Origin of the sequence: Pyxidicoccus fallax, from assembly GCF_012933655.1 — a bacterium.
Classification (GTDB): domain Bacteria; phylum Myxococcota; class Myxococcia; order Myxococcales; family Myxococcaceae; genus Myxococcus; species Myxococcus fallax.
Genome location: NZ_JABBJJ010000216.1, coordinates 1 through 21,977 on the forward strand (window position 1 = coordinate 1; position 21,977 = coordinate 21,977).

General features: G+C 71.5%; 14 protein-coding genes and 2 pseudogenes. 8 read left to right on the forward strand and 8 right to left on the reverse strand.

Going from position 1 to position 21,977, the window contains the following annotated elements; all coding sequences use genetic code 11:
• From HG543_RS34650 to HG543_RS34670, 5 genes are all read right to left on the reverse strand, one after another.
• A partial coding sequence (locus HG543_RS34650) for a vWA domain-containing protein (protein ID WP_169349198.1) occupies window positions 1–1,486 on the reverse strand: 1,486 nt, incomplete at its 3' end.
• The gene (gene mtsD / locus HG543_RS34655) at window positions 1,483–3,465 is read right to left on the reverse strand and encodes a cell-cell cohesion protein MtsD (RefSeq protein ID WP_169349199.1); all 1,983 of its coding nucleotides are present in this window, start codon (window positions 3,463–3,465) and stop codon (window positions 1,483–1,485) included. The genes mtsD and HG543_RS34650, both read right to left, overlap by 4 nt.
• A gap of 34 nt (window positions 3,466–3,499) precedes the next feature.
• Window positions 3,500–4,828, reverse strand: a complete 1,329-nt coding sequence (gene mtsC / locus HG543_RS34660) for a cell-cell cohesion MYXO-CTERM protein MtsC (RefSeq protein ID WP_169349200.1) — start codon at window positions 4,826–4,828, stop codon at window positions 3,500–3,502.
• A gap of 170 nt (window positions 4,829–4,998) precedes the next feature.
• Window positions 4,999–6,645, reverse strand: coding sequence for a calcium-binding protein (locus tag HG543_RS34665; protein WP_169349201.1), 1,647 nt, complete (start codon window positions 6,643–6,645; stop codon window positions 4,999–5,001).
• A 155-nt stretch (window positions 6,646–6,800) separates the two neighbouring features.
• Window positions 6,801–9,107, reverse strand: coding sequence for an MtsA protein (locus HG543_RS34670; protein WP_343073514.1), 2,307 nt, complete (start codon window positions 9,105–9,107; stop codon window positions 6,801–6,803).
• 255 nt (window positions 9,108–9,362) lie between these two features.
• Between HG543_RS34670 and HG543_RS34675 the strand changes: the two genes are divergently transcribed.
• The 8 genes from HG543_RS34675 to HG543_RS34710 are packed head-to-tail and all read left to right on the forward strand — an operon-like array spanning window position 9,363 to window position 20,633.
• Window positions 9,363–9,761: a hypothetical protein gene (locus HG543_RS34675; RefSeq protein WP_246357512.1), complete on the forward strand. Its 399-nt coding sequence runs from the start codon at window positions 9,363–9,365 to the stop codon at window positions 9,759–9,761.
• A gap of 38 nt (window positions 9,762–9,799) precedes the next feature.
• Entirely contained in the window at window positions 9,800–12,019 is a 2,220-nt protein-coding gene (locus HG543_RS34680; protein ID WP_169349202.1) for an AgmX/PglI C-terminal domain-containing protein, read from the forward strand.
• A gap of 29 nt (window positions 12,020–12,048) precedes the next feature.
• Window positions 12,049–12,684, forward strand: coding sequence for an outer membrane beta-barrel domain-containing protein (locus HG543_RS34685; RefSeq protein ID WP_169349203.1), 636 nt, complete (start codon window positions 12,049–12,051; stop codon window positions 12,682–12,684).
• The gene (locus tag HG543_RS34690; RefSeq protein WP_169349204.1) at window positions 12,681–14,306 is read left to right on the forward strand and encodes a hypothetical protein; all 1,626 of its coding nucleotides are present in this window, start codon (window positions 12,681–12,683) and stop codon (window positions 14,304–14,306) included. The genes HG543_RS34685 and HG543_RS34690 overlap by 4 nt, the downstream gene beginning before the upstream one ends.
• The gene (bamD, locus tag HG543_RS34695; RefSeq protein WP_169349205.1) at window positions 14,303–17,572 is read left to right on the forward strand and encodes an outer membrane protein assembly factor BamD; all 3,270 of its coding nucleotides are present in this window, start codon (window positions 14,303–14,305) and stop codon (window positions 17,570–17,572) included. The genes HG543_RS34690 and bamD overlap by 4 nt, the downstream gene beginning before the upstream one ends.
• Before the next feature lie 8 nt (window positions 17,573–17,580).
• A complete protein-coding gene (locus tag HG543_RS34700; protein ID WP_211194361.1) occupies window positions 17,581–18,078 on the forward strand; it encodes a hypothetical protein in 498 nt (165 codons plus the stop codon).
• Window positions 18,075–18,710: a hypothetical protein gene (locus HG543_RS34705; RefSeq protein ID WP_169349207.1), complete on the forward strand. Its 636-nt coding sequence runs from the start codon at window positions 18,075–18,077 to the stop codon at window positions 18,708–18,710. Before HG543_RS34700 ends, HG543_RS34705 begins: the two co-directional genes overlap by 4 nt.
• Entirely contained in the window at window positions 18,711–20,633 is a 1,923-nt protein-coding gene (locus tag HG543_RS34710) for a tetratricopeptide repeat protein (RefSeq protein WP_169349208.1), read from the forward strand.
• 148 nt (window positions 20,634–20,781) lie between these two features.
• On the opposite strand, the gene HG543_RS57175 is transcribed toward HG543_RS34710, so the two are convergent.
• The 3 genes and pseudogenes from HG543_RS57175 to HG543_RS34720 form a co-directional block, all read right to left on the reverse strand.
• Entirely contained in the window at window positions 20,782–21,234 is a 453-nt protein-coding gene (locus tag HG543_RS57175) for an EamA family transporter (protein WP_439332613.1), read from the reverse strand.
• A 9-nt stretch (window positions 21,235–21,243) separates the two neighbouring features.
• Window positions 21,244–21,375 (reverse strand): annotated as a pseudogene (locus HG543_RS57180) (permease); the annotation flags it as partial.
• Window positions 21,376–21,708: 333 nt separating this feature from the next.
• Window positions 21,709–21,977, reverse strand: a pseudogene (locus HG543_RS34720) (hypothetical protein); the annotation flags it as partial.

A 21,977-nucleotide genomic window follows, 5' to 3' on the forward strand; every position in this document is an offset into this window, starting at 1 on the left:
GCAGGATGTTGTCCACGCGCAGCGTGTAGCACTGGCGGCCCAGCGCGTCCGGGGCGCCGTCCGCCTCGAAGACGTAGCGGTAGCCGTCCACGGACAGGTTGGCGGTGTCCACCTCCAGCGGGCGGGTGTGCAGGCGCAGCTCGGCGCGGCTCGTCAGCCCGTCGTTGTCCGGGTCCTCGTCCAAATCGTCGCTGGCGCCCTGCGTGCCGCCACGCCACTCGATGCCGTCCGGCACGCCGTCGCGGTCGCTGTCGGCGAGGTTCGCGTTGGTGCCGATGAACTGCTCGTCGCAGTCGAGCAGCCGGTCGCAGTCCGAGTCCTCGGCGCGCAGCTGCGGCGGGCAGCCCTTGTCCAGCCCGCCCCCGTCCGGCAGCGCCACCTGCGTGGGGTTGAAGTCCACGCCGCGGTCGCGGAAGTACACCTCCACGCCGTCGCTGAAGCCGTCCCCGTCCGTGTCCATGAGGTTGGGGTCGGTGCCAATCTCCGCCTCGCGCGCGTCCGTCAGGCCGTCCCCGTCCGTGTCCGCCGCGTCCACCGGGCTGCCCGGCGGCGCGGAGAAGTTGGTGGCCACGACCTCCTTCACGATGAAGGAGCGGCGCACCTGGCCGAAGGAGAAGTCCAGGAAGTTGATGGGCTCGTTGTTGCGGAAGTCGCGGAAGTTGCCGCCGCCCAGGGCCGCCATCTTCTCCAGCCGGTCCGCGTTCTGGTTGATGATGAGCAGCGGGCAGCCGGCGTCCGCGGCCAGGTCGCACGACGACACCGGCTGCGTGGGCAGGAAGACGTGCACGGTGTTGACGCGCACCTCCTCCACCAGGTCTCGCAGCTGGCGGATGCGCACCACCGCGTCGCCGTTGATGAGCTCGCCGTCCTGGTCGTTGGTGGGCTTGCCGTCCGACAGGAAGATGACCGAGTAGCGCGCCTGCGCCAGCGCCTGCGCACCGCCCGGCTCCAGCCGGCTGCGCGCGATGTCCGTGTTGATGAGCGAGTAGATGTCCGACAGCGGCTTGACGAAGTCCGTCGAGTCCCGGTTCGGTGAGTTGTCCGGGTTGCGGAAGGTGAGCAGCTGCTCGGTGATGCGGCGGCGCGTGGCGTCGTCCATGCTGGCCACCTGCACGAAGCCGTCCTGCGGCGGGTTGCCCGGCGTCTGGGTGAGGAAGGCCGTGGTGCTGCCCGCGAAGAGCATCACCGCGACGTGCACCTCCGGGTCCCTGGGCAGGTTGTCGATGAGGTCCACCAGCGCGGTGGCGCGCGTGCCGTCCGGGTCGCTCACGCGCATGGACTGCGAGGCGTCCATGGCCACCACGAGCTTGATGGGCCGCACCACCTCGTTGGTGCCCACCGAGCAGAACCGGCCCTCGAAGGCCACGGCCCGGTCCACGGGGACCTCCGCGTCGCGGCGCGGGTCATAGAGGTAGGAGTCGGTGCAGGCCACCACCACGACGAACGCGGTCAGCAGGCCCGCCAGGACACGGCTGGCACGGCTCACGGGTTGGCCCTCGGACCGGAGGGCGGCGTGCCCACGCAGTCGTTCTGGTTGTTCCACGGGTTGCTGAGCTGGTCGGGCCGGCGGAAGTCGGCGTCCGTCAGCGACAGCTCGGGGCCGGCCGGCACGCGCACGCTGGGCGGCGCGTACTGGGCCCACGCGCAGGCGGTGCGCCACACGCCGTAGTCGGAGGACACGCCGCTCTCCGGCGCCTCGGCGAACCACACCTTGAAGAGGTTGTGTCCCTGCTTCACGCCCGCGCGGTCCGGCGGGGTGACGAGCTGGATGTTGGACACGGTGAAGTCGTAGCAGATGCTGCCGTCCGGGCGGACCTCGGCGATGCGCGTCTCGTACTGGTAGCCGTTGCGCTCGTAGAAGGCGCGGTCCCTCCGGGTGGGGTCCGTGCCCGCGCGCAGCTCCGCCTCGTCCGTCAGCCCGTCACCGTCCGTGTCCAGGCCCGCCACGTTGGCCTCCGTCGGCTTCAGCGTCCACCGCGCCTCCATGCCGTCCGGAATGCCGTCGCCGTCGCTGTCCACGATGCCGGCGCGCGTGCCCAGGAAGTCCTCGGAGAACTGCGACAGGCCGTCACCGTCCGTGTCGCGGCACACGCAGTTGCGCGTCAGCGGCGACTTCGGGTCGCACCCGCGCGCGTCCAGGTCGTTGGCCGCCCGGAAGCCCTGGTCCTCGCGGCGGTCCTCGAAGCCGTCGTCCAGGCAGTCGCCGTCACTGTCGGCGATGAAGGTGTTGGTGCCCAGCGTGAAGTTGTTGTCCCGCGAGTCCGGCACCCCGTCGCCGTCGCTGTCCAGCACGCGCCCCTCGTCGCCCGGCGCGGAGCTGAGCGCCTCCACCACCAGCGACTTCATCACGTTGCGCGAGGCGAAGGACGAGTAGTCCAGCGCGCCCAGGCCCAGGTTGGAGATCTCGGCCGTGTCGTTGAACTCCTGGTACACGCCGTTGCCCATGTCCGCGAAGCGCCGCAGGAGCCACGAGGCAATGGACTTGGCGGCCTCGGGGTAGCGCGCCTGCTCCACGCCCGGGTAGATGCCGTAGATTTCCTGGCAGATGGGGCCGCAGGCGCGCACCGCCTCCCGGTTGAACAGCAGCACCGTGTGCATCCGCACGTCGCCCACGTTGTGCTGGTCCTTCAGCTCCATCAGCCGCCGCACGTAGCTGAACAGCTGGTAGTTCTGGTTGCGGTCCGTGCCGATTTCGAACCCTTCTATCTGGTCCGTGGTGTTGGTGGCGTTGCAGAAGCCGATGATGGAGTCCGCCCACGTCAGGTCCGGGTTGTCCGGGCTGGCGTACACGCTGAGGTTGTCGGTGGCGGAGCAGCGCGGGTACGGCGTGCCGTCGGTGAGGAAGACGACGACGTAGCGGGTGCGCGGCAGGAGTTCCGGGGTGGACTGGGCCACCGCGTTGATGTCGCTGGAGATGATGCTGTACGCGTACGACAGCGCGCCCTGGTAGTCGGTGCCCTTGCCCAACTGGCTCTGCAGGCCGCTGATGTAGCTGTCGATGTTGGTGTCTGGCCGGGCGAAGCGGCTGCCCGTGGTGGTGGGCGGCCACACGTTGCGCACGTTCGTCTCGAAGGGGGCGACGGACACCTGCACGTTGCCGCCCTGCGCGTTGACGTCGCGGAACTGCTGCACCAGCCGCTTGAGGGCGCGCACGCGCGCGGGCTCGGTGACGCCGGGAGGGATGATGGCCTGCACCTCGGCCTGCTGACAGAAGCCGCTGTCGAGCTGCGAGCCCGGCGGGTCCGACACGCACATGCTGCCGGACTCGTCGATGACGACCACCACCTTCACCGGGAAGCCGGAGGGGTTGGGCGGGCGCGTGCACACGCGCCCCTGCAGCGTCAGCCGGTCGTCGAGCTGGGACTGCGCCTGGGCCCGGGGCTCGAGCATCGAGTCGGTGCAGGACAACAGGCCCAGGGCCAGGAGGCCCGCCGCGAGCAGCGGGGTACGAATGAAGCGGCGCATGCGGGAGGGACCTCCTGGCGGGGGGACGGCGATATTACTCCTGGCGGCGACGGCGGCGCATCAGCACGCTGAGCAGCGCGGCGCCCAGCGCGGCGGCGCTGAAGCCCGCCGGCACCGAGCTGCAGTTGCTGCCGCTCGTGCCCTTGCCTACCTGGACGATGACACTCGAGGTGGAGACGCGCTGGTCGGGGAAGACGCGGTCGGCGAAGGCCAGGCGCGCCGTCACCTGCAGCTCGTACTCACCCTCCTCGTCCGGCGTGAAGGTGGGCACGCTGCCGTCCACATAGGTGTACTGCCAGTCGCGGCTGAGCGTCACCGCGCCCTGCGGGTTCTCCACCACCGCGTTGGAGCCGCTGGGGCGCTTCGTCACGGTCCACTTGTACTCCATGGCCGCGCCGTTGCGGTTGGCGAACAGGGCGGGGCGCAGGGCCACGCCCGCCTCGTCGACCTCCACGAAGCCGCCGCCGCTCACCGTGAAGGGCGCCTTCGGGTCCAGGCAGTCCTCCGGGCGGGCGGGGTCCAGCACGAGGCAGTAGCGCGTGTCGCAGGCGTCACCGCGGCCGTCGCGGTCGTCATCGTACTGCTCGCGGTTGGCGACCGCCGGGCAGTTGTCCGCCGCGTTGAGGGCGCCGTCGTCATCGATGTCCGCGTCGCACGCGTTGCCCTGGCCGTCCCCGTCCGCGTCCGCCTGGTCCGGGTTGGCCAGACCGGGGCAGTTGTCGCCGTTGTCGGAGATGTTGTCGCCGTCCGCGTCCACGCGGCACGGGGTGCCGTCGGTGGGCATCTCCGCCTGGTTCTGGTTGGCCCACTGCGGGCAGCTGTCCTGGCCGTCGGGGACGCCGTCGTTGTCGTCGTCGAGGTCGCACACGTCACCGGCGCCATCCTTGTCCAGGTCGCTCTGGCTCGAGTTGGGCACCAGCGGGCAGTTGTCCTTCGCGTTGGGCTGGCCGTCGTTGTCCTGGTCCTCGTCGCAGTCGTCGCCCTTGCCGTCGCCGTCCGCGTCGCGCTGCTGGAAGTTGGCCAGCGTCGAGCAGTTGTCGCAGGCGTTGCCCACGCCGTCGCCGTCGTCGTCCGTCTGGTCGCGGTTGGAGACGAAGGGGCAGTTGTCACGGTCGTCCGCGCGGCCGTCGCCGTCCGCGTCGTCCGTGTAGGCCAGCGTGTCCCCGTCGTCCGTGTAGTTCACCCAGACCGAGCCGCCGCAGCCGCACCCGCAGCCGCCGCCCTCCTCCTGCGGACGGCCGCAGCTGTCACCGAGGCACTCGGGGTTGTTCGGGTTGTTGTTGGACTGCGCCTGCGCCACCGAGGGGCTCAGGTAGAGGAAGGCCCCCAGAGTGAGGACCGAGGCAAGACGCGTGACTGTCATGGCGACTCCTTTCAGCCACGAGCCCCTAGCAAGGAACGATCCGTACCAAACACATGAGCGAAACCCAGGAATCTCAATGAGTTGGGTACGGGCCAGGGGAACGCAGCCTGAGGGGTGTGGGGGGCACTCCCCAGGGCGGGCGAGGGGTGGACCCCACACCCTTGGGTGGATCAGGTACCGAGAATGAAGGCGTCGGGTTCGAGGGCGACGGAGCCGGAGGGAGTCCTCCCGGCCTCCTCGCTGTACTGGATGGGCTGGATGAGGAGCGAGCCGATGCCAGCGCCGCGCGGGTCATTGTCCCGGCCGGCCTGGAGGTAGAGATAGATTTCGTTGGTGCCCGCGGGGATGACCTCGCCCGGGATGAAGGGGTGCGGACGCGCGCGGGTGGGGACGACGGTGATGTTCTCCGCGCGGGCGGCGTAGCAGGTGCGGCCGTCGACGGTGGGCTCGGACTCGACGAGGTCGTAGCCGTAGCCGCGCTCGCGGTGGAAGTCGAGGTCGGCGCTGAGCGGGTCGCCGTGGGCCTCGATTTCGGCGACGTTGGAGAGGCCGTCGCGGTCCGAGTCCAGCAGGTCCTCGGGCACGAGCGGGTTCGTCATGGACAGCAACTCCACGAGGTCCGGCACCGCGTCGCCGTCCGTGTCGCCGATGCAGGGGTCGGTGCCGAGCACGCGCTCCTCGCAGGTGTTGAGCCGGTCGCCGTCCTCGTCGAGGGACACGTTGCAGCCATTGATGACGTCGGGCTGGAGCGGGTCCAGGCCCATGCGGACCTCCAGGCCGTCCATCAGCCCGTCCTGGTCCGTGTCGAGCTGGAGCGCGTCGGTGCCCAGCGCGTCCTCGTCCACGTCGGGCAGGCCGTCGCCGTCGCTGTCGGCGAGCGACTGGCCGGCGCGGACCACCACGTTGCGGTTGAAGGCGATGAAGCGCTTGAGCTTGAGGCTGTTCGTGCGCGCGGCGTACTTGATGTTGGTGAGGGCGCCGGGCAGGCCCGCGAAGTCCACCTCGATGGGCTCGGTGCCGCCGGCGCTGGCGATGGCGGCCGCGAGCTGCCGGGTGACGGGGTCCACGGTGGTGCCGCGCACGTAGATGGGCTGGACGACCACCTCGCCCGCGCCGAACTGCTCGGCCAGGGCCTTGATTTCACCGGTGACGGCCGTCAACTCGCAGCTGCTGCACCCGACGTCGCACGTGGCCTGGGCGCCCGGATTCGCGTTGCAGCCCGTCGCGTTGGAGAGCGCCACGCAGCGCGCGTCCAGGCCCGAGGCGAAGACGTCGCTTCCCCGGGCGCGGGCACAGCTGGTGTCGGTGCTGCGGACGATGACCACCACCATGTAGCGCGTGCGGGCCACCTCTCCGCGGCAGGACGTCTGCATGTCGCCGGACAGCAGCGTCTTGGCCAGCCGCAGCGCCGAGCGCGTGCTGACAGGACCGGACTCCTGATAGGAGGCGTAGCGCGGCAGCGCCGCCTGGAACTCGGACGCGTCGGAGAAGCTGCCCAGGATGCCCGTGGCGACGGTGTGGTACGCCACGAGTCCGAACTGGACGAAGGGCCCGGAGAAGCGGCTGGTGAGGGTGGACAGGCCGTCGGTGGCATGGCCCACCATCTCCGCCTCCACGCCGTCTCCGCCCTCGATGGCGAAGAGCACCTTGGTGGGGAAGGCGTCACCTCCCGCCAGCGGAACGCACACGTTTCCGGAGAAGCTGGCGCGGTCCTTTCCGCCGGGGCCACGCCCGTCCAGGGCGTACAGCCCCACGTCGGAGCACGACAGCAACAACAGGGGCACGAGGAGCCAGGCGGAACGCGAAAGGGCGCGCATCAATCCGATTCTACACAACAGCGCCCCGACATCACGCAAGCGACTGCGAGGGCAGGTCGCTGATTCGCGGTGAACGCGGCACAGCGAGGGCCGAGATTTCGGCTCGCCGTGGAACAGGCCCGCCGGGTCGGCTGCCCTCCGGGCGCTGCTCGGGCCTACAGCGTCAGCAGGAACGCGAGCAGGTCATCCCGCTCCTCGGGCGTGAGCGAGCGGGCATCTCCGTGCCGCGGGCCGGAGGACTCCAGCACCGCGCGCAGCGGGAAGCGCGTGTCCACCACCAGCCGCCCGTCCTTCACCGCGTAGCCCGCGGTGGCGCTCGTCAGCATGGGCCACACGTCCCACGCGCCCACCAGCGACGGTGGCGCGGCGCCCGTCACCAGGTCCTGCTGCTCCAGCCGCAGCGGCAGCGCCACCGGCGTGCCCACATCCAGGTATTGGCCGCGCGTGGCCGGGTCCTGGTCCAGCGTGTAGAGCGGCGCGGGGTGGCACTCGACGCAGCGGCCCTGGCCCTCGAACAGCTCGCGCCCGCGCGCCGGCCGCCCCACCCCGCCGTCCGGCAGCTCCACCGTCTCCAGCGGCGCGCCGTCCGCGCCCCGGAACGGGTTGGGCGGCGTGGGCAGCAGCGCGTTGAAGAGGGAGAGCGCCTCCACCTCCTCGGGGGAAGGGTCCGGGTTGTGGAAGCGGTTGCGGCCGCCCACGAAGCGCGCCGTGTCCGCGAGGTCGGGGTGGCTGGCGGGCGTGAAGTACGGCGGCGTGTCCCGGCTGCCCAGCGCGGTGGTGGACCGGTAGATGCGGTTGTTGGGCCGCATCTTCTCGTAGAAGACGCCGCCGGTGTGGCCCTCGATGTGGCAGCCGTCGCAGGTGATGCCCGTGCGGCCGAGGTCCACGTAGTAGAGGACCTGTCCCAGGCGGCGCTTGGCCTGCGCGCGGCCCTCCACCACCGGGAGCTGGCGCACCACGCGGGCCCGGCCCGCTCGCGCCTCGCGCACGTCCACCACCGCCACCGTGCGCGTGAGGCGGTTGAGCACGTAGAGCGTGGCCCCGTCCGGCGACAGCACCAGCGCGCGCGGCCCGGAGTGCAGCTCCTCGCCCGCGCGGCCCTTCGTCGAGAAGTCCGCGGCCGGGCGGATTCGCGGCGTGCCGGGGGGCGGCGTCATCACAATCTCCTGGAGCACCGCGCCGCGCGCCGCCTTCTCCGCGCCGGCGAGCGCGCGCGCGTCCAGCACCCGCACGCGGCCGATGCCGATGTCCGCCGCGTAGAGCAGCCCGGCGGCGTCATCCAGCGCGAGCCCCTCCGTCACGCCCGCGCCGAAGCCGCGGTGCCGCACGTAGTCGCCGCGCGCCGGGTCCACCACCGCCACGCCGCTGTTGGCGCTCACCTCCATGCGCTTCGGGTTGGGCCCCACGTTCGGGCCCAGGCTGGACATGAAGAGACGGCCCAGCCGCTCGCTCGCCACCAGCGCGCGGGGCGCCTTGCCGCCCATCACCTGCTCGCGGAAGGGCTCCGTGTGGCCGCCGAGAATCGACACGCCCGGCCCCGGCACCACCGTGGCCACCGGGGTTCCGTCCGTCTGGCGCAGCAGCTCCAGTTGCCCCGTCTGGAGGCTGCCCACCGCCAGCAGGTCCTTCCACCGCGCCAGCGCGCGCGGGTTGGGGTCCACCGCGGCGGACCACTTCCGCGCTCCGTCCGCGAGCGACAGCGCGTGCACCCGGTCGCGCACGTGCTCCGCGACAAAGGCCACGCCGCGCGCGCCATCCACCTCCAGCCCGTGCGCGCCCACGGGCGCCGGCAGCACGCGGGGCTCGCTTCCCGGTGCGTCCAGCGCGTACAGGCGCAGCTCCGGCTGGTAACGGTGCGCCACGCCCAGCCACGGCCGGCCCTCCGCGTCCTTCCAGGTGGCGAGCGCCGACGGCCCGTCTCCCGCCGCGAGCCGCTCCACGCGGCCCGCCTCCACGTCCAGCGCGAACACCGTGTCCGTAGGGGGCGAAGCGATGAGCAGTGTGCGCCCGTCCGGGGACAGCGCCAGCGCCGTGAGGTCGGGGAAGGCCGCGTCGTTCACCACCGTCAGGCGCGCGGAGCCCTCGGCCGGAGGGGACAGCCGCGCCTCCACCACCACCTGCGGCAGGTCGTCCGGCAATGCCAGCCCGGCCGGCAGGCGGGCAAAGGCGTGGCCCGAGTCCACCACCACCAGCGGCAGCTCGCGCGACAGCGGCGGGCCCAGCACCAGCTTCAGGCCCGGCACCAGCCGCTCGCCGTATATCGACAGCGGCTGGGAGGTCTCATTGCTCGTGAGACGGGGGCCCACGGACACGAGCCGCGGCCCCGGGGACGCCGCGGGAGGTGTCGCGCCAGAGGGCGCTCCCGAGGACGACGCGCGCTCGCGCAGCGCCACCACGCCCGCGACGGCCAGCGTTCCGCCCAGCGCCGCGACCACGCCCCACTTTCGTGCCGTGCCTGTCACGGCCACAGCATCCTCCAAGGCCCGCCTCGCCGCGATGATCTTGAGCCTTGCCTGCTCGGCAGGAGTACGACTGCGGGAGCGGGCCAGCACGCTCTTTCACGCCATCTTTCCAGCGCTCCGGCAACATACGGGTCTGATTCGTGGAGCAGGCGCCCCACATGGGGTGGAGTGCCCCCCACACCTGTGCGACGAGACATGTGGACCCACCCTGGAGTGTGCGTTGACAGCTCGGTACACGCATCGCTTAACCTGTTGATGATGCGACGATTCCTCCTCTTCATGGCCGTCGCCCAGCTCCTCGGAATCGGCACGCTGTTCCTCCCGAGTGACTCCTGGGCCCAGAGCCGTCGTGCGACGCGCGCGGCGAAGGCCAAGGCCGGCAAGAAGTCCTCCTCGAAGGCTCCACCGAAGATTGAAACGAAGAGCCCGGCGGTGGCGGATCCAGTGACGGGCGAGCCCGAGGCCGCCGCCTCGTCGGCTCCGCCGCAGCGTGGCCCGTCCCGCATCGACTTCGATGACCGGCTCATCCAGGGGCAGACGAACAAGTCCGGCGCCGTCTACCTCTACGACCGCAAGGAACTGAAGACGCGGTCGATGATCCGCGAGCGCGAGAGCTTCCGCTCCGAGACGCTCTCCACGGTGTACGACCAGTAGGAAGCACCGCCCACCAGCCCTCGAAGGGAGCGTCACCGTTGAGCGGTCAGCCCAGCGTCCTGCAAGTTGTCATCCTCCGCGACGGTCTGCTCGTGGGGACGGAGGTGTTCGTCCCGGGCACGTACTCGCTCGGCTCGGACCCCGCGTCCGACCTGCGGCTGGATGACCCGTCCGTGGAGCCGCGCCACGCGCTGCTCTACTTCCAGAACGGGCGCGCGGCCGTCCAGGACGCGGGCTCCACCACGGGCCTGTTCGTCAACGGCCACCGCGTGTCCGCGTGTGAGATCCGCTCCGTGGACGAGGTCCTCTGCGGGCCCTTCGTCCTCAAGACCCGGGTGCTCTCGCAGAGGCCACAGGAGACCAAGCCCCAGCCTCCGCCGGAGGTGGCCGCGCTGCTCGGCGCCGCCCAGCCGCCCGCGGCCCCTCCGCCCGCGCAGGTGAGGCAGCTCCGCCCGGCGGCGCCGACCGCGCCGTCCCAGCAGCCGCTCGCCGCCACCGTGCCCGCGGTGCGCGCCGTGCCGCAGCCGCCCCCCGCGGCGCGCGCGGGGAACGCGGTGACGCAGGCCGCCTACGCGCCCGCGGCCAACGTCGTCCCCATGCCGCCGCCCGCGGCGCCCCCGCCGCAGGTCGTCTCGCCGGTGCCGGTGCCGGGGACGCATGCGCAGTGGCCCTCGCAGCAGCAGCAGCCCGTCGCGCCCGTGCCGGCCAGCACCCTGCCGTCGGTGCGCCGCCGCGCCGCGCAGGAGCCGCCGCCCGCCGCCGCCTCCGCCGCCCCGAGCCTGCTGCTCGCGGACGACCTGATGGCGGACGTCGCGCTGGACCCGCTGCCCGAGCCCACCGGCCCGCTGCTGCGGGAGCCGCAGCGCGTGGCCTCGCGTCCCACGCACGCGCCGCGCATCGCCCCGGGCAAGGGCACCGCGCAGCTCTACCTGGAGCTGTACTGGGGCGCGGTGCGCAAGGACGCGCGCCGCTTCGCGCCGGACAAGAAGAAGCCCGTGCAGGCCTCGCTGGACCTGCCCGACGCCATGCCCCTGTGGGGCTTCTCGCTGCCCGAGACGGGCGCGCCCTTCGTCCTCGCCGAGTCCATCAGCGGCACCTTCCGCCTCTTCGTGCCCCCGGGCACGGAGGTGGAGCGCAGCGGCAATGACGGCCGCTTCACCCCCGTCACCGGCGCCGCGCTGGAGTCCGACGGCAGCCGCCGCTTCATCACCCTGCGCGAGGGCACCGCCGCGCGCCTGACGCAGGGCCACATGTCGCTGGTGGCCTACGCGGCTCCCAAGCCGGAGCGCGTCTTCGTCAACCCGCTCAGCGGCCTGCCCTGGCTGGCGCTGGCGTGCTTCGCCCTCTTCGGCGCCGCCTTCGCGTCCTTCATCGTCATGAAGCCGGCGACCCCGGAGACGGCGGACTTCACGCAGAAGAACCTGCCCCCCGTGGCCCTGCGCCTCATCGCCCCCGAGCCGAAGAAGAAGGAGGAGGCGAAGAAGAAGCTGGAGGCCCTCAAGGAGAAGGCGCCCAAGCCGGTGAAGGAGAAGGTCGCGGAGAAGGCGCCGCCCAAGCCGGTGGAGAAGACGCCCCCGCCGCCGCAGCCGTCCAAGGCCGTGGCCGCCGCGCCGGAGAGCAAGGCGCTCAAGGCGCTGGCGAAGCTGTCCGCCGCTGGCCCCGCCACCAACGACCTGTTGGCCGCGGTGGACAAGCTGGGCAGCGGCCCGGGCAGCAAGAACGTGAAGAACTCCAACTACAAGCTGTCCGGCCTCATCGGGAAGGCGCCCATCGCCAACGCGGGCCTGGGCACCTTCGGCCTGGGCGGCGGCGGCAAGGGCGGCGGCGCCACGCTGGGCGCCGAAATCCTGCGCGGCAAGGGCGGCGGCGGCATCGGCGCGCTGGGCGTGGGCGGCGTGGGCAAGGGCAAGGTGGGCGGCACCGTCACCCGCGCCACGGCCCGCAGCATCTCCTCCACCCAGGGCACCGTGGACCGTGAAGCGGTGGCGCGCGTCATCAACAGCCACCTCAACGAGGTGCACGGCTGCTACGAGCGCGCCCTGCTCAAGGACCCCGGCCTCGCCGGCAAGGTCGTGCTGGAGTGGACCATCGGCACCGCCGGCCGCGTCGTGGCCGCGAAGACGAAGTCCTCCACGCTGCGCAATGCGTCCGTGGAGTCCTGCATCCTCTCCAACCTCAAGTCGTGGACCTTCCCCGCCCCCAAGGGCGGGGTGGTCATCATCACCTACCCCTTCCTCTTCAACTCGGTCGGCTACTGACGCCAACCCCCCTCCAGGAAGCCCCCACCGTGCGATACGCCCTGCTCATTCTCTTGTTCCTGGTGCCCGGCCTTGCCCGTGCACAGGCAGAGGCGCTGGAGAACCCCGGCGCCGTCTCCGCCATTCAGGAGCGCCGGTACCGGATGCACCACGAGCTGCTGCTCGGAGTCGGCGTGCTGCCGGATGACGCCTTCTACAAGGGCCTCACCGGCAACGTGTCCTACACGTACCACTTCAGCGACACCTTCGGCTGGCAGGTGGGCCGCGGCACGTACAGCTACAACCTCCAGACGAGCCTGCGCACCCAGCTGGAGCGCGACTTCGACGTGGCGCCCGTCTCCTCCGCCTCCGAGGACCAGGTGCAGTGGATGGTGGGCTCGGACCTCGTCTGGAGCCCGCTGTACGGCAAGACGGCCTTCCTCAACAGCACGGTGCTGCACTTCGAGGCCTTCCTGCTGGGCGGCGGCACGGTGGTGAAGCTCAACCGCTCGGGCGGCTTCCGGCCCGCGGCCAACGTGGGCCTCGGCCTGCGGCTGTTCTCCAGCCAGGCGATTTCCTTCCGCTTCGACGTGACGAACAACGTCGTCTTCACCGGCGCGTCGCGCATCAACAACGTCCTCTCGGTCCAGCTCGGCACCGCGTTCAACTTCGGCGCCACGGAATGACTCCTCGCTCGCTCATCGCCGCGCTCGCCAGCGCCGCGCTCCTCGTGTCTCCACGGCCCGCCACGGCGCAGTCCGGCGGCGGCAGCCTGCCCATGCCTCCGCCGCCCTCCGGTGCCCAGCGCCCGGCGGGTGCCGCCCAGGCCACGTCCACGCCCGCCCCCGCCGCCAGCGGCAAGCCCGCTGCCGCCGAGGCCGGCAAGCCCGCCGAGGCCACCGCCGCGAAGCCCGCGGAGGCGGCGCCTCCCGCCCCGAAGAAGGTGGACCCCGCCGTCTTCGACGAGGCGCTCCAGGACTACTTCGACGGCAAGCCGCGCGACGCCGCCGGCCCGCTGTACGCGTGGCTGCAGCAGGCGCCGAAGACGGACGAGAACTACGCCTGGGGCCAGTACTTCCTCGCCAGGAGCCTCATCGACCTGGGCCTGACGCACGCCGGGGCCTCGTACCTGGCGCGCATCGCCCGCGAGCGCTCCAATCCCAACGTGCTGCCCCGCGCCCTGGACGCGCTCAAGCAGCTCACCGACCGCCCGCACGACGAGGTGATGATCGACGAGCAGGTCTTCGGCGCGCTGGATCTGGGCTTCCTTCCGGAGGAGACCGGCGCGTACGCCCACTACCAGCAGGGCCTCGTGGACCTGCGCGTGGGCAACGAGCGCTGGGCCAACACCCACTTCGCCAAGCTCACGGAGACCAGTCCGGAAGCGAGCCATGCCAGGTTCGCGCTGCTCGTCACCCGCCTCAAGTCGGTGAAGGAGCCCTCCGACGAGCTCATCGCCGACTTCCTCACGCTGTCCAAGGACGAGAAGCTCACCCGCGAGGCGCGCAACGAGTCGGCGCTCGCGGTGGCCCGCCTGCGCTACGAGCGCAAGGACTACCCGGGCGCGCTGGAGGCCTACGGCCTCGTGAAGCTGCCCGAGCTGGACCCGGGCCGCGCCAGCCTCTACCTGGAAGAGGCGTGGACCCGCTACAAGCTGGGCGAGCTGCGCGCCTCGCTGGGCATTCTCACCACCCTGGACGCGCCGTCCTTCCGGGACGAGTTCCTCCCGGACAAGTACCTGCTGCGCGCGCTCATCTACCGCGACCTCTGCCACTACCTGCCCGCCAAGCGCGCCGCCAAGGAGCTGACGCGGCGCTTCGCGGACTCGCTGGAGGCGGTGCGCAACCGCGAGGACCTCACCCAGGACGCGCGCCTGCGCCGCGCGGCCAACGCCCGCGGCAGCACCCAGCGCGCCGCGCGCTTCGTGGAAGTGCTGGAGCTGGAGGGCGAGCGGCTGGGCCGCTACGCCGGCAGCTTCGGCGACCAGCTCTTCTCGCACCTGACCAAGTTGTATGACCTTTCCCGCGCCGAGGCGGTCCGCGTCCATGACGCGCGGCTGGCCGAGGCGGTGCGCCAGGAGGCGGACACGCTCCTGCGCGCCGCCGAGCAGGTGCGCCTCATGGAGTACGAAGTGGGCCTGAAGCTGTACGAGCGCGTGAAGAAGGGCGCGAAGGTGGTTGCGCCGGAGGACGAGCAGGAGCTGTCCCCCGCCAACGTCGCCTTCCGCTTCGACGGGGAGTACTGGAACGACGAGCTGAAGTCGTACCGGGTCCGCATCGAGAGCCGCTGCATCGAGGAGACCCCATGACCGGCCATCTGACCGGCCTGATTGCCGCCGCCATGCTGGCGGCCGCCCCTGGAGCGCCCGGACGTGCCGGACCGGGCCCCAACCCCATCGTGTCCAAGGCGAAGGAGCGCGAGGAGCTCATCGCCAAGCTCAAGCGCGACATCTTCAAGGTGGACCGCTCCATCGGCGAGACGGAGAAGCTCATCTCCAAGAGCCGCAACGCCCCGTACCTGCCGGACCTCCAGTTCCGCCTGGCCGAGCTGTACGTGGAGAAGAGCCGCTACGTGTACTACCTCCAGGCCGAGTCCCGGCCGGAGGGTGCCACCGGCGCCATCGTCTCGCCCGAGACGCGGCTCATGAAGCAGAAGGCCGTGCAGATGTACTACCGGCTGCTGCGCGAGTACCCGGACTTCAAGGACGCGGACCAGGTGACGTTCTACCTGGCGCACGAGCAGCGCGAGCTCGGTCAGTTCGACGAGATGCTCAAGACGCTCGGCGACCTGACGCGCAAGTACCCCAACAGCCCGCTGCGCCTGGAGGCCGAGCAGATTCTCGGCGACCACTTCTTCGACAAGGCGGACCTCGTCGAGGCGGAGAAGCACTACCAGGCCATCCTCGAGGCGCCGCCCTCCCCCGTGCACGACCTGGCCCGCTACAAGATGGGCTGGATTCGCGTCAATCAGGCCAAGCACGCCGAGGCGGTGACGTTCTTCGAGGCCGCCGCCGCCAGCGCCCCGCTGCCCGGCGTGGACGTGAAGAAGGCGCTCAACGTCAAGCGCGAGGCGCTGCTGGACCTCGTCTACAGCTACACCGAGGCCAAGCCGCCCAAGGGCGCGCTCAACTACTTCGAGAAGCTCAGCGACAGCCGCGCCACGTACGCGCTCGCGCTGGACAAGCTGGGCAACCGCTACTTCATCAAGCAGCAGTACGAGTGGGCCATCCCCGCGCTGCGCCAGCTGATGGAAATCCAGTTCGACCCCGAGCTGGACCTGGAGCGCGGCCAGAAGCTCTATGACGCCCTCAAGGCGTCCAAGGGCAAGGTGCTGCCGGAGCCGGAGGACATCCGCTTCCTGGTGCGCGCGGCGGTGCAGAGCAAGACGGACCCGGAGCTGCCGGAGACGGACCGCAAGAAGCACCTGGCCGAGCTGGAGGAGATGGCCCGCGACCTGGGCACGCAGCTGCACCTGGCGGCGCAGAAGAAGGAGGACAAGGACCTCTACCTGCGCACGGCCTCGGCCTACGAGGCGTACCTGAGCCTCTTCCGGCCCGAGCAGTACGTGCGGCCCATCATGAAGAACCGCGCGGACGCGCTGTTCGCCGCCAACGCCTTCCCGGAGGCCGCGCGCCAGTTCGAGGAGCTGGCCCGCTACGAGGCCAAGGCGAAGGACGCCAAGGGCGAGGAAGAGGCCCTCAACGCCGCGCTGCTCGCGCACTTCTCCACGCTCAAGCCGGAGGAGGCGCAGAAGCGCAACGCCTTCGAGGTGGCGGACGCGCGCCAGGCCATGAAGCTCCTGGGCGCCGAGTTCGTCTCGCGCTACCCCAGGAGCGAGAACGCCCTCAACGTGAAGTTCAACATCGCCCGCGCCTACTACGAGGACGGCGAGTACCCGAAGGCGGCGGAGCTGTTCACCGCGTTCGCGCTCTCCCACCCGCAGCACAAGGAGGCCGCCGTCGCCGGCAACCTGGCGCTGGACAGCCTCCGGCAGCTCAACGACTTCAAGGGCCTGGAGGAGACGGGCAAGAAGTTCCTCGGCGCGCCGCTGCCGGCCAACTTCCGCGCGGAAGTGCAGAAGATCATCACCCAGAGCCGCGCCGAGGCGCTGGACGAGCTCGCGCTGGCGAGCGCCCAGGAGACGGGCGACGTCATCCAGGGCCTCGTGAAGGTGGCGGACGAGAACAAGAACACCGACATCGGCGAGAAGGCGCTGTACGGCGCCTTCACCGCGGCGCGCGAGAAGCGCGACATGCAGGCCGAGCGCGAGCTGGGCGCGAAGCTGGTGCATGACTACCCGAAGAGCCAGTACCTGTCGGACGTGCTCCTGACGCTGGGCCGTCACTCGGCGGAGGCCGCGGCGTTCGGCGAGGCGGCGGGCTGGTTCGAGCAGGTGGGCCAGAAGCTGGGCGCGGACTTCGCCGCGGTGGACGGCTGGCTGGCCGGCGCCCGGCTGCGCATGGCGCTGGGCGAGTACAAGGAGGCGGCGCGCAACCTGGAGGCCGCGTCCGAGGTCGCCGGCGCGCGCCGGGCCGAGGTGCTGGTGCTGCTGGCCGAGGCCCGCCTGAAGCAGAAGGACTACTCGCGCGCGAAGACGGCCGCCGAGTCCGCGCTGAAGCTGGACCCGCGCAGCGCGGGCGCCGCGGCGGTGCTCGCGGAGGTGCAGGCCACCACCGCCCCCACCGCTCCCGCCGACGCGCTCATCGCCACCCTCACCAAGGCGGTGCAGGGCCCCAACGGGCAGACGGAGGAGGCCGCCAAGGGCCTGTGGTACCTCGGCGAAATCCTCTACCGCGGCTACCGGGATTTGCCCGCCGACAAGGTGGAGGAGAAGGTCGCCGCGCTGCAGAGCCTGGAGGGCATCTACACGCAGTCGGCGCAGCTGGGCTACCCGGAGTGGGCGGTGGCGTCGCTGTGGAAGCTGGCGCTGGCGTACGGCCACATCGCGGACGTGGTGGAGCAGACGCCAGTGCCGGCGGGCCTGTCCGCCGCGGAGTCGCAGCAGTTCCGCGCGGCCGTGAAGGAGCAGGTGGCGCCGCTGAAGCAGCGCTCGGACGAGGCCTTCAAGGCATGCCTGTCGCGCGCCGAGTCGCTGGAGGTCTTCAACGCCGCGGTGGTGGGCTGCCGCGCGCGCGCCGAGACGGCCGCCCTGCCGGTTCCCCCGCCGGGCGCGCCCACGCAACCGGCCTCGCTGGAGGAGGTGCGCAAGAAGGCCGAGCGCGCGCTCACCGCCGAGTCGCTGGAGGCGCTGGGCCTGGCGTACCTGGAGGCGCGCCAGTACGGCATGGCGCAGCTCACCCTGGGCCGCGTCACGGAGCTGCAGGACACGCGGGCCTCGGCGCACTCCGCGCTGGGCTGGGCGCTGCTCAACATGGGTGACGCCATGGGCGCGCGCGCCGCGTACGCCAAGGCCATGGACTCGGACCCCACCTTCGACAAGGCCCGCCTCAACCTGGCCGCGTTGCGCTGCCGCTTCGGCGACGTGGACGGGGCCCGCCGCGAGCTGGCCGTCCTCAAGGACGTCAACACGCTCACCGGCGCCGACGTGGACGGAGGGTGGAAGGCGTGCAAGTGAGCCCGCTCATGCCACGGCTCTCCCGCGCCGTCGCGCTGTGCGCGGCGCTCGCGGCCCTCGGCGCCTGCGAGCGCGAGGGCGGCGAGCTGGAGGGCAGCGTGTCCGAGGTGGTGGACCTGCGCTACCAGCGCGCCGAGGCCCAGTGGGCCCCGGGTGAGCTTTCCATCAACTTCGTCAGTCCACAGGGCACTGGGCTCAACACCATCCTCAAGGTAAGTGCTCAGGTCGGGGACATGATTCCGGAGGGCTATACGGGCCCGCTCGTCATCGACCTCGCGGAGGTGCTGGAGGGTGGCGCGCAGCGTGGCGCCATTGGCCGCAGCGTGCTCGACGAGCCGGTGCGGACCTTCCCGCAGCTCGCGCGCGGCACGCTGACGGTGGACTCCACCACTGTCGACCCCGGCAGCCGCATCACCGGTGACTTCCACGTCACCTTCATCAACGGCACCAACGTCTATTCCGGCCGCACCATCTTCGGAAGCTTCGAGGCAACGGTCCCCCAATGAAGCGCATCGTCCTGCTCACCCTGCCCCTCCTGGCCGCCTGCGGCCCGCGCTACGGCATGCGCGTGCCCGACTCGCTGGAGAAGAAGCTGCCCTACGAGGCACGCATCGAGCTGCTCGAGGCGGAGAACGACCTGGCGCTCGCCATCGACAAGGTGGACGAGGCCGACAACGAGATTGGCCGCGCCCGTGACAACATCCGCCGCGCCCGCTCCCGCCAGGAGGCGGCCGAGGACGAGGTGGACCGCGCCCCGGACGAGGTGTCCCGCGAGGTGGCGAAGCTGGCCATCGCCGAGGCCGAGGCCCGCGTGGAGTACCTGCGCGCGCGGCAGCGGCTCAACGTAGGCCTGCGCGAGGTGGAGGAGCTGGCCCTGCGCTGCGCCTTCGCGAAGTTCGAACTGGCCCGGCTGACGGTGGCCCGCAAGGCCAAGGTCGAGGGCAGCGAGCGGCTGGACCAGAAGGAGTACGAGGAGCAGGTGTCCGAGTGCGAGGCGGAGGTGAAGGAGGAGCGCGCCGAGCTCGCCGAGGACGAGAAGGAGGAGAAGGCGGCGAGGGAGGCGTGGGAGGCGAAGAAGTCGGCGCTCGCGAAGAAGACCTTCGACGCGCGTGCGAGTCCCTACGTGGAGAACCTCTAAATGTCGACGACAGGCGGCTTCCTCGTCCTCCAGTTGCTCACCGCGCAGGCCCCGGCGCCGGATATGGCGACCCTCGAGCGCACCGCCGCCGTGGAGAGCGAGCGGCTGGAGGCGTCCCCGGACGACCCGGACGCGCTCTACCGGCTGGGCACGGCCTTCCTCGCGCTCAACAAGCCGAAGCAGGCGCTGGCGCCGCTGACGAAGCTGGTGGAGGTGGCCCCGGACCTCGTGCCGCCCAAGCTGGCGCTGGCCCGGGCGCTGCGCCTGTCGGGTGACGCGGAAAAGGCGCGCACGGTGCTGGATACCGCCATCGCCGCCTTTCCGGAGGACTCCACGCTGCGCGCCGAGCGGGGCATCCTGGCGCGCGTGCTGGACGAGACGGACGTGGCCATCAGCCAGTACTCGGTGGCCACGGAGCTGTCGCCGCAGGACGCGGAGCTGCGCTTCAACCTGGGCGAGGCGCTGCAGCGCGCCAGCCGCACGGACGACGCCATCGAGGCGTACCGCGAGGCGCTGAAGCTGGACGCGAAGCTCAACGTGGCGCGCGTCAACCTGGGCAAGGCGCTGGCGGAGAAGGGCCTCAACGCGGAGGCCAAGGAGACGCTGCGCGAGGCCACGCGCGAGAAGCTGGGCGACGCGGAGGCGCACTACAACCTGGGCGTCATCCTCCTGCGGGAGAATGACTTGGACGGCGCCATCGCCGAGTACCAGCGCACCCTGGCCGCGGAGCCGAAGCACGCCCGCGCGCACAACAACCTGGGCGTGGCGCTGAACGAGAAAGGCGACCCGCGCAAGGCGACGGAGTCGTTCCTCAAGGCCATCGCCGCGGACCCGAAGTACGCGGAGGCGCACTTCAACCTGGGCTTGGCGTACTTCCAGCTCGGCGACAACGTGCGGGCGACGAAGTCCTTCGAGAAGGCGCTGGTGCTGGAGCCGCGCCGCGCCAGCGGCCCGTACACGCAACTGGGCCACCTGTACCTCCTGCAGGGCAAGAAGAAGCAGGCCGTCGAGGCCTTCAAGAAGGCGATTGAGAAGAGCAGCGAGGACGGCCGGAAGACGACGGAGGCGTACCAGGGCCTCGCGCGGGCGTACCTCGGGCTGGGCAAGGCCGACGACGCGGTGGCCACGCTGAAGACGGCGGTGGAGGCCTTCCCGAAGGACGCCAGCGCGCGCGCCGCGTATGGCGACGCGCTGAAGGCCAAGGGTGATTTGGACGGCGCCATCGCCCAGTACGAGGAGGGCGTGACGCTGGCGCCCACGACGGAGAGCCGGCTGGCGCTGGCGGACGCGTACGCGAAGAAGCGGGTGGGCGCGAAGGCCCGGCCGCTGTACGAGGCGCTGCTGAAGGAAGAGCCGGGCAACCGCGTGGCGAAGCTGGGGCTCGCGGACCTGCTGATGGCCATGGGCGACTACGTCACGGCGGAGGGGATGTTGACGCCGAAGGAGGGCGAGGAGGCGGACACGGCGGCGCTGGCGCGGCTGGGCATCGTCCACTCGCGGCGCGGGCGGCCGGACCTGGCGGTGACGGAGCTGGAGGCGGTGGTGGCGAAGGACCCGGCGCAGCTGGAGGCGCGGGCCGAGCTGGGGTTCATCTACCTGCGCGGCGGCGACGGCGCGAAGGCGAAGAAGGTGCTGACGTCCGTGCTGAAGGTGGACAAGGACCACCCGCTGGGGCTGCTGTACCTGGGCCACGCGCAGTACCAGCAGGGCAACGCGAAGCAGGCGGAGAAGTCCTTCCGGGACGCGGCGAAGGCGGACCCGAGCTTCGCCGAGCCGCACAACGCGCTGGGCCAGTTGCTGGAGGCCGCCAAGCGCATGGACGAGGCGAAGCAGTCCTATGAGACGGCGCTGAAGCTCCAGCCCGACCACGAGGACGCCAAGACGGCCCTGCAGCGGATGACGGCGGCTGCGCCTACGCCGTAGCACACCCGGCGGGGGCGGCTTCTCGCGCCGCCCCGGCCCGGCACCCGTGAGAGAGGCAGGGCCCGCGGAGGCCGCATGAACGCGCGGCCGCGAGCGCCTCCTGCCCGGCATCTCGCGAAGGCTCCTTCGCCCCCCAGGCTACGGGCTCCTAGCCCGGTACGCCCAGCAGCACCGCGCCCACCGCGACGAGCGCGGCGCCCGTGAGCTGCCGGCGCTCCAGCCGCTCTCCTTGGAGCGCGGCGAGTGCCAGCGCGAAGGCGATGGAGGTGTTGCGCAGCGTCAGCACCGCGCCCGCGCCGCTGCTGCCCAGCGCGGACAGCAGGAGCGCGAAGGAGAGCGTGCAGATGATGCCGGTGAACACGACCAGCCCGGGGCGCACGAGCGCCTCGCGCCGGAGCGTGGCCCACCCGAGCTTCCGGACACGCTCCAGCACGAGCACCGGCAGCGCGACGAGCAGTCCCGTGGCGAAGAGGGCCGGCGGCTGCGCGCCCTCCGCGAGCGCCAGCTTGTACGCGAGGTGGTAGCCGGAGATGCACACCGCCGCGAGCGCGGCCCACGCCACGCCGGTGGCCGCCGGGCCCGCGGGGCGCGACAGGTTCATCACCACCAGCCCCACGCCCAGCAGCACCGCGCCCGACACCATCCACAGGGACACGGACTCTCCCAGCCACAGCACGGACACCGGCCACACCAGCAACATGGCCCCGCCGCGAGACACCGTGTACGCGAGCCCCAGCGGCGCCTGCTTCAGCGCGCGGGACAGGGACGCCAGGTAGATGCTCTCGCACAGGCCCGCGCCCAGCGCCCACGCCAGCCCGAGCATCGTGGGAAACGCCTGCCCCTTCATTCCGAGCGCCCACAGTCCACCGCCCACCACGGACACGGAGATGACACTCACCACGCCGACTTCCGGGTTCGGGTGCCGCTTGAGCAGCGCGTTCCACGAGGCATGGAAGAACGCGGACGACAGCACCAGCACCAGCGCGACGGTCTCCAACGAAGCTCCTTCACGGCGAAGTCGCCCCGTGTGTAACGCGCACGGGGAGCCCGTGCAGGCCTCCGCACCGATGCCGCCTCAAGCGCCGCGGGGGCCCTTGGCTCGGCCCCGCTTCTTGGCTCCACGTGACGTGGACCTGGAGGCGGCGGGGGCGCGCGCGAAGAGCTCCTGGACGGACTTCGCCGTCACCGCCCTTCGAAGCCAGCTCTTGAGCTGGGCGGGCCGGGTGCACTCCAGGATTCTCTGTCGTGCCTCGGCATCCACCTCCAGGCCCCGCGCGTCGAGCACCTCCAGCAGTGCCCGCTTTTCGCCTTCCTGAAGCCCCTCCTGGAGCCCTTCCTGGCGCC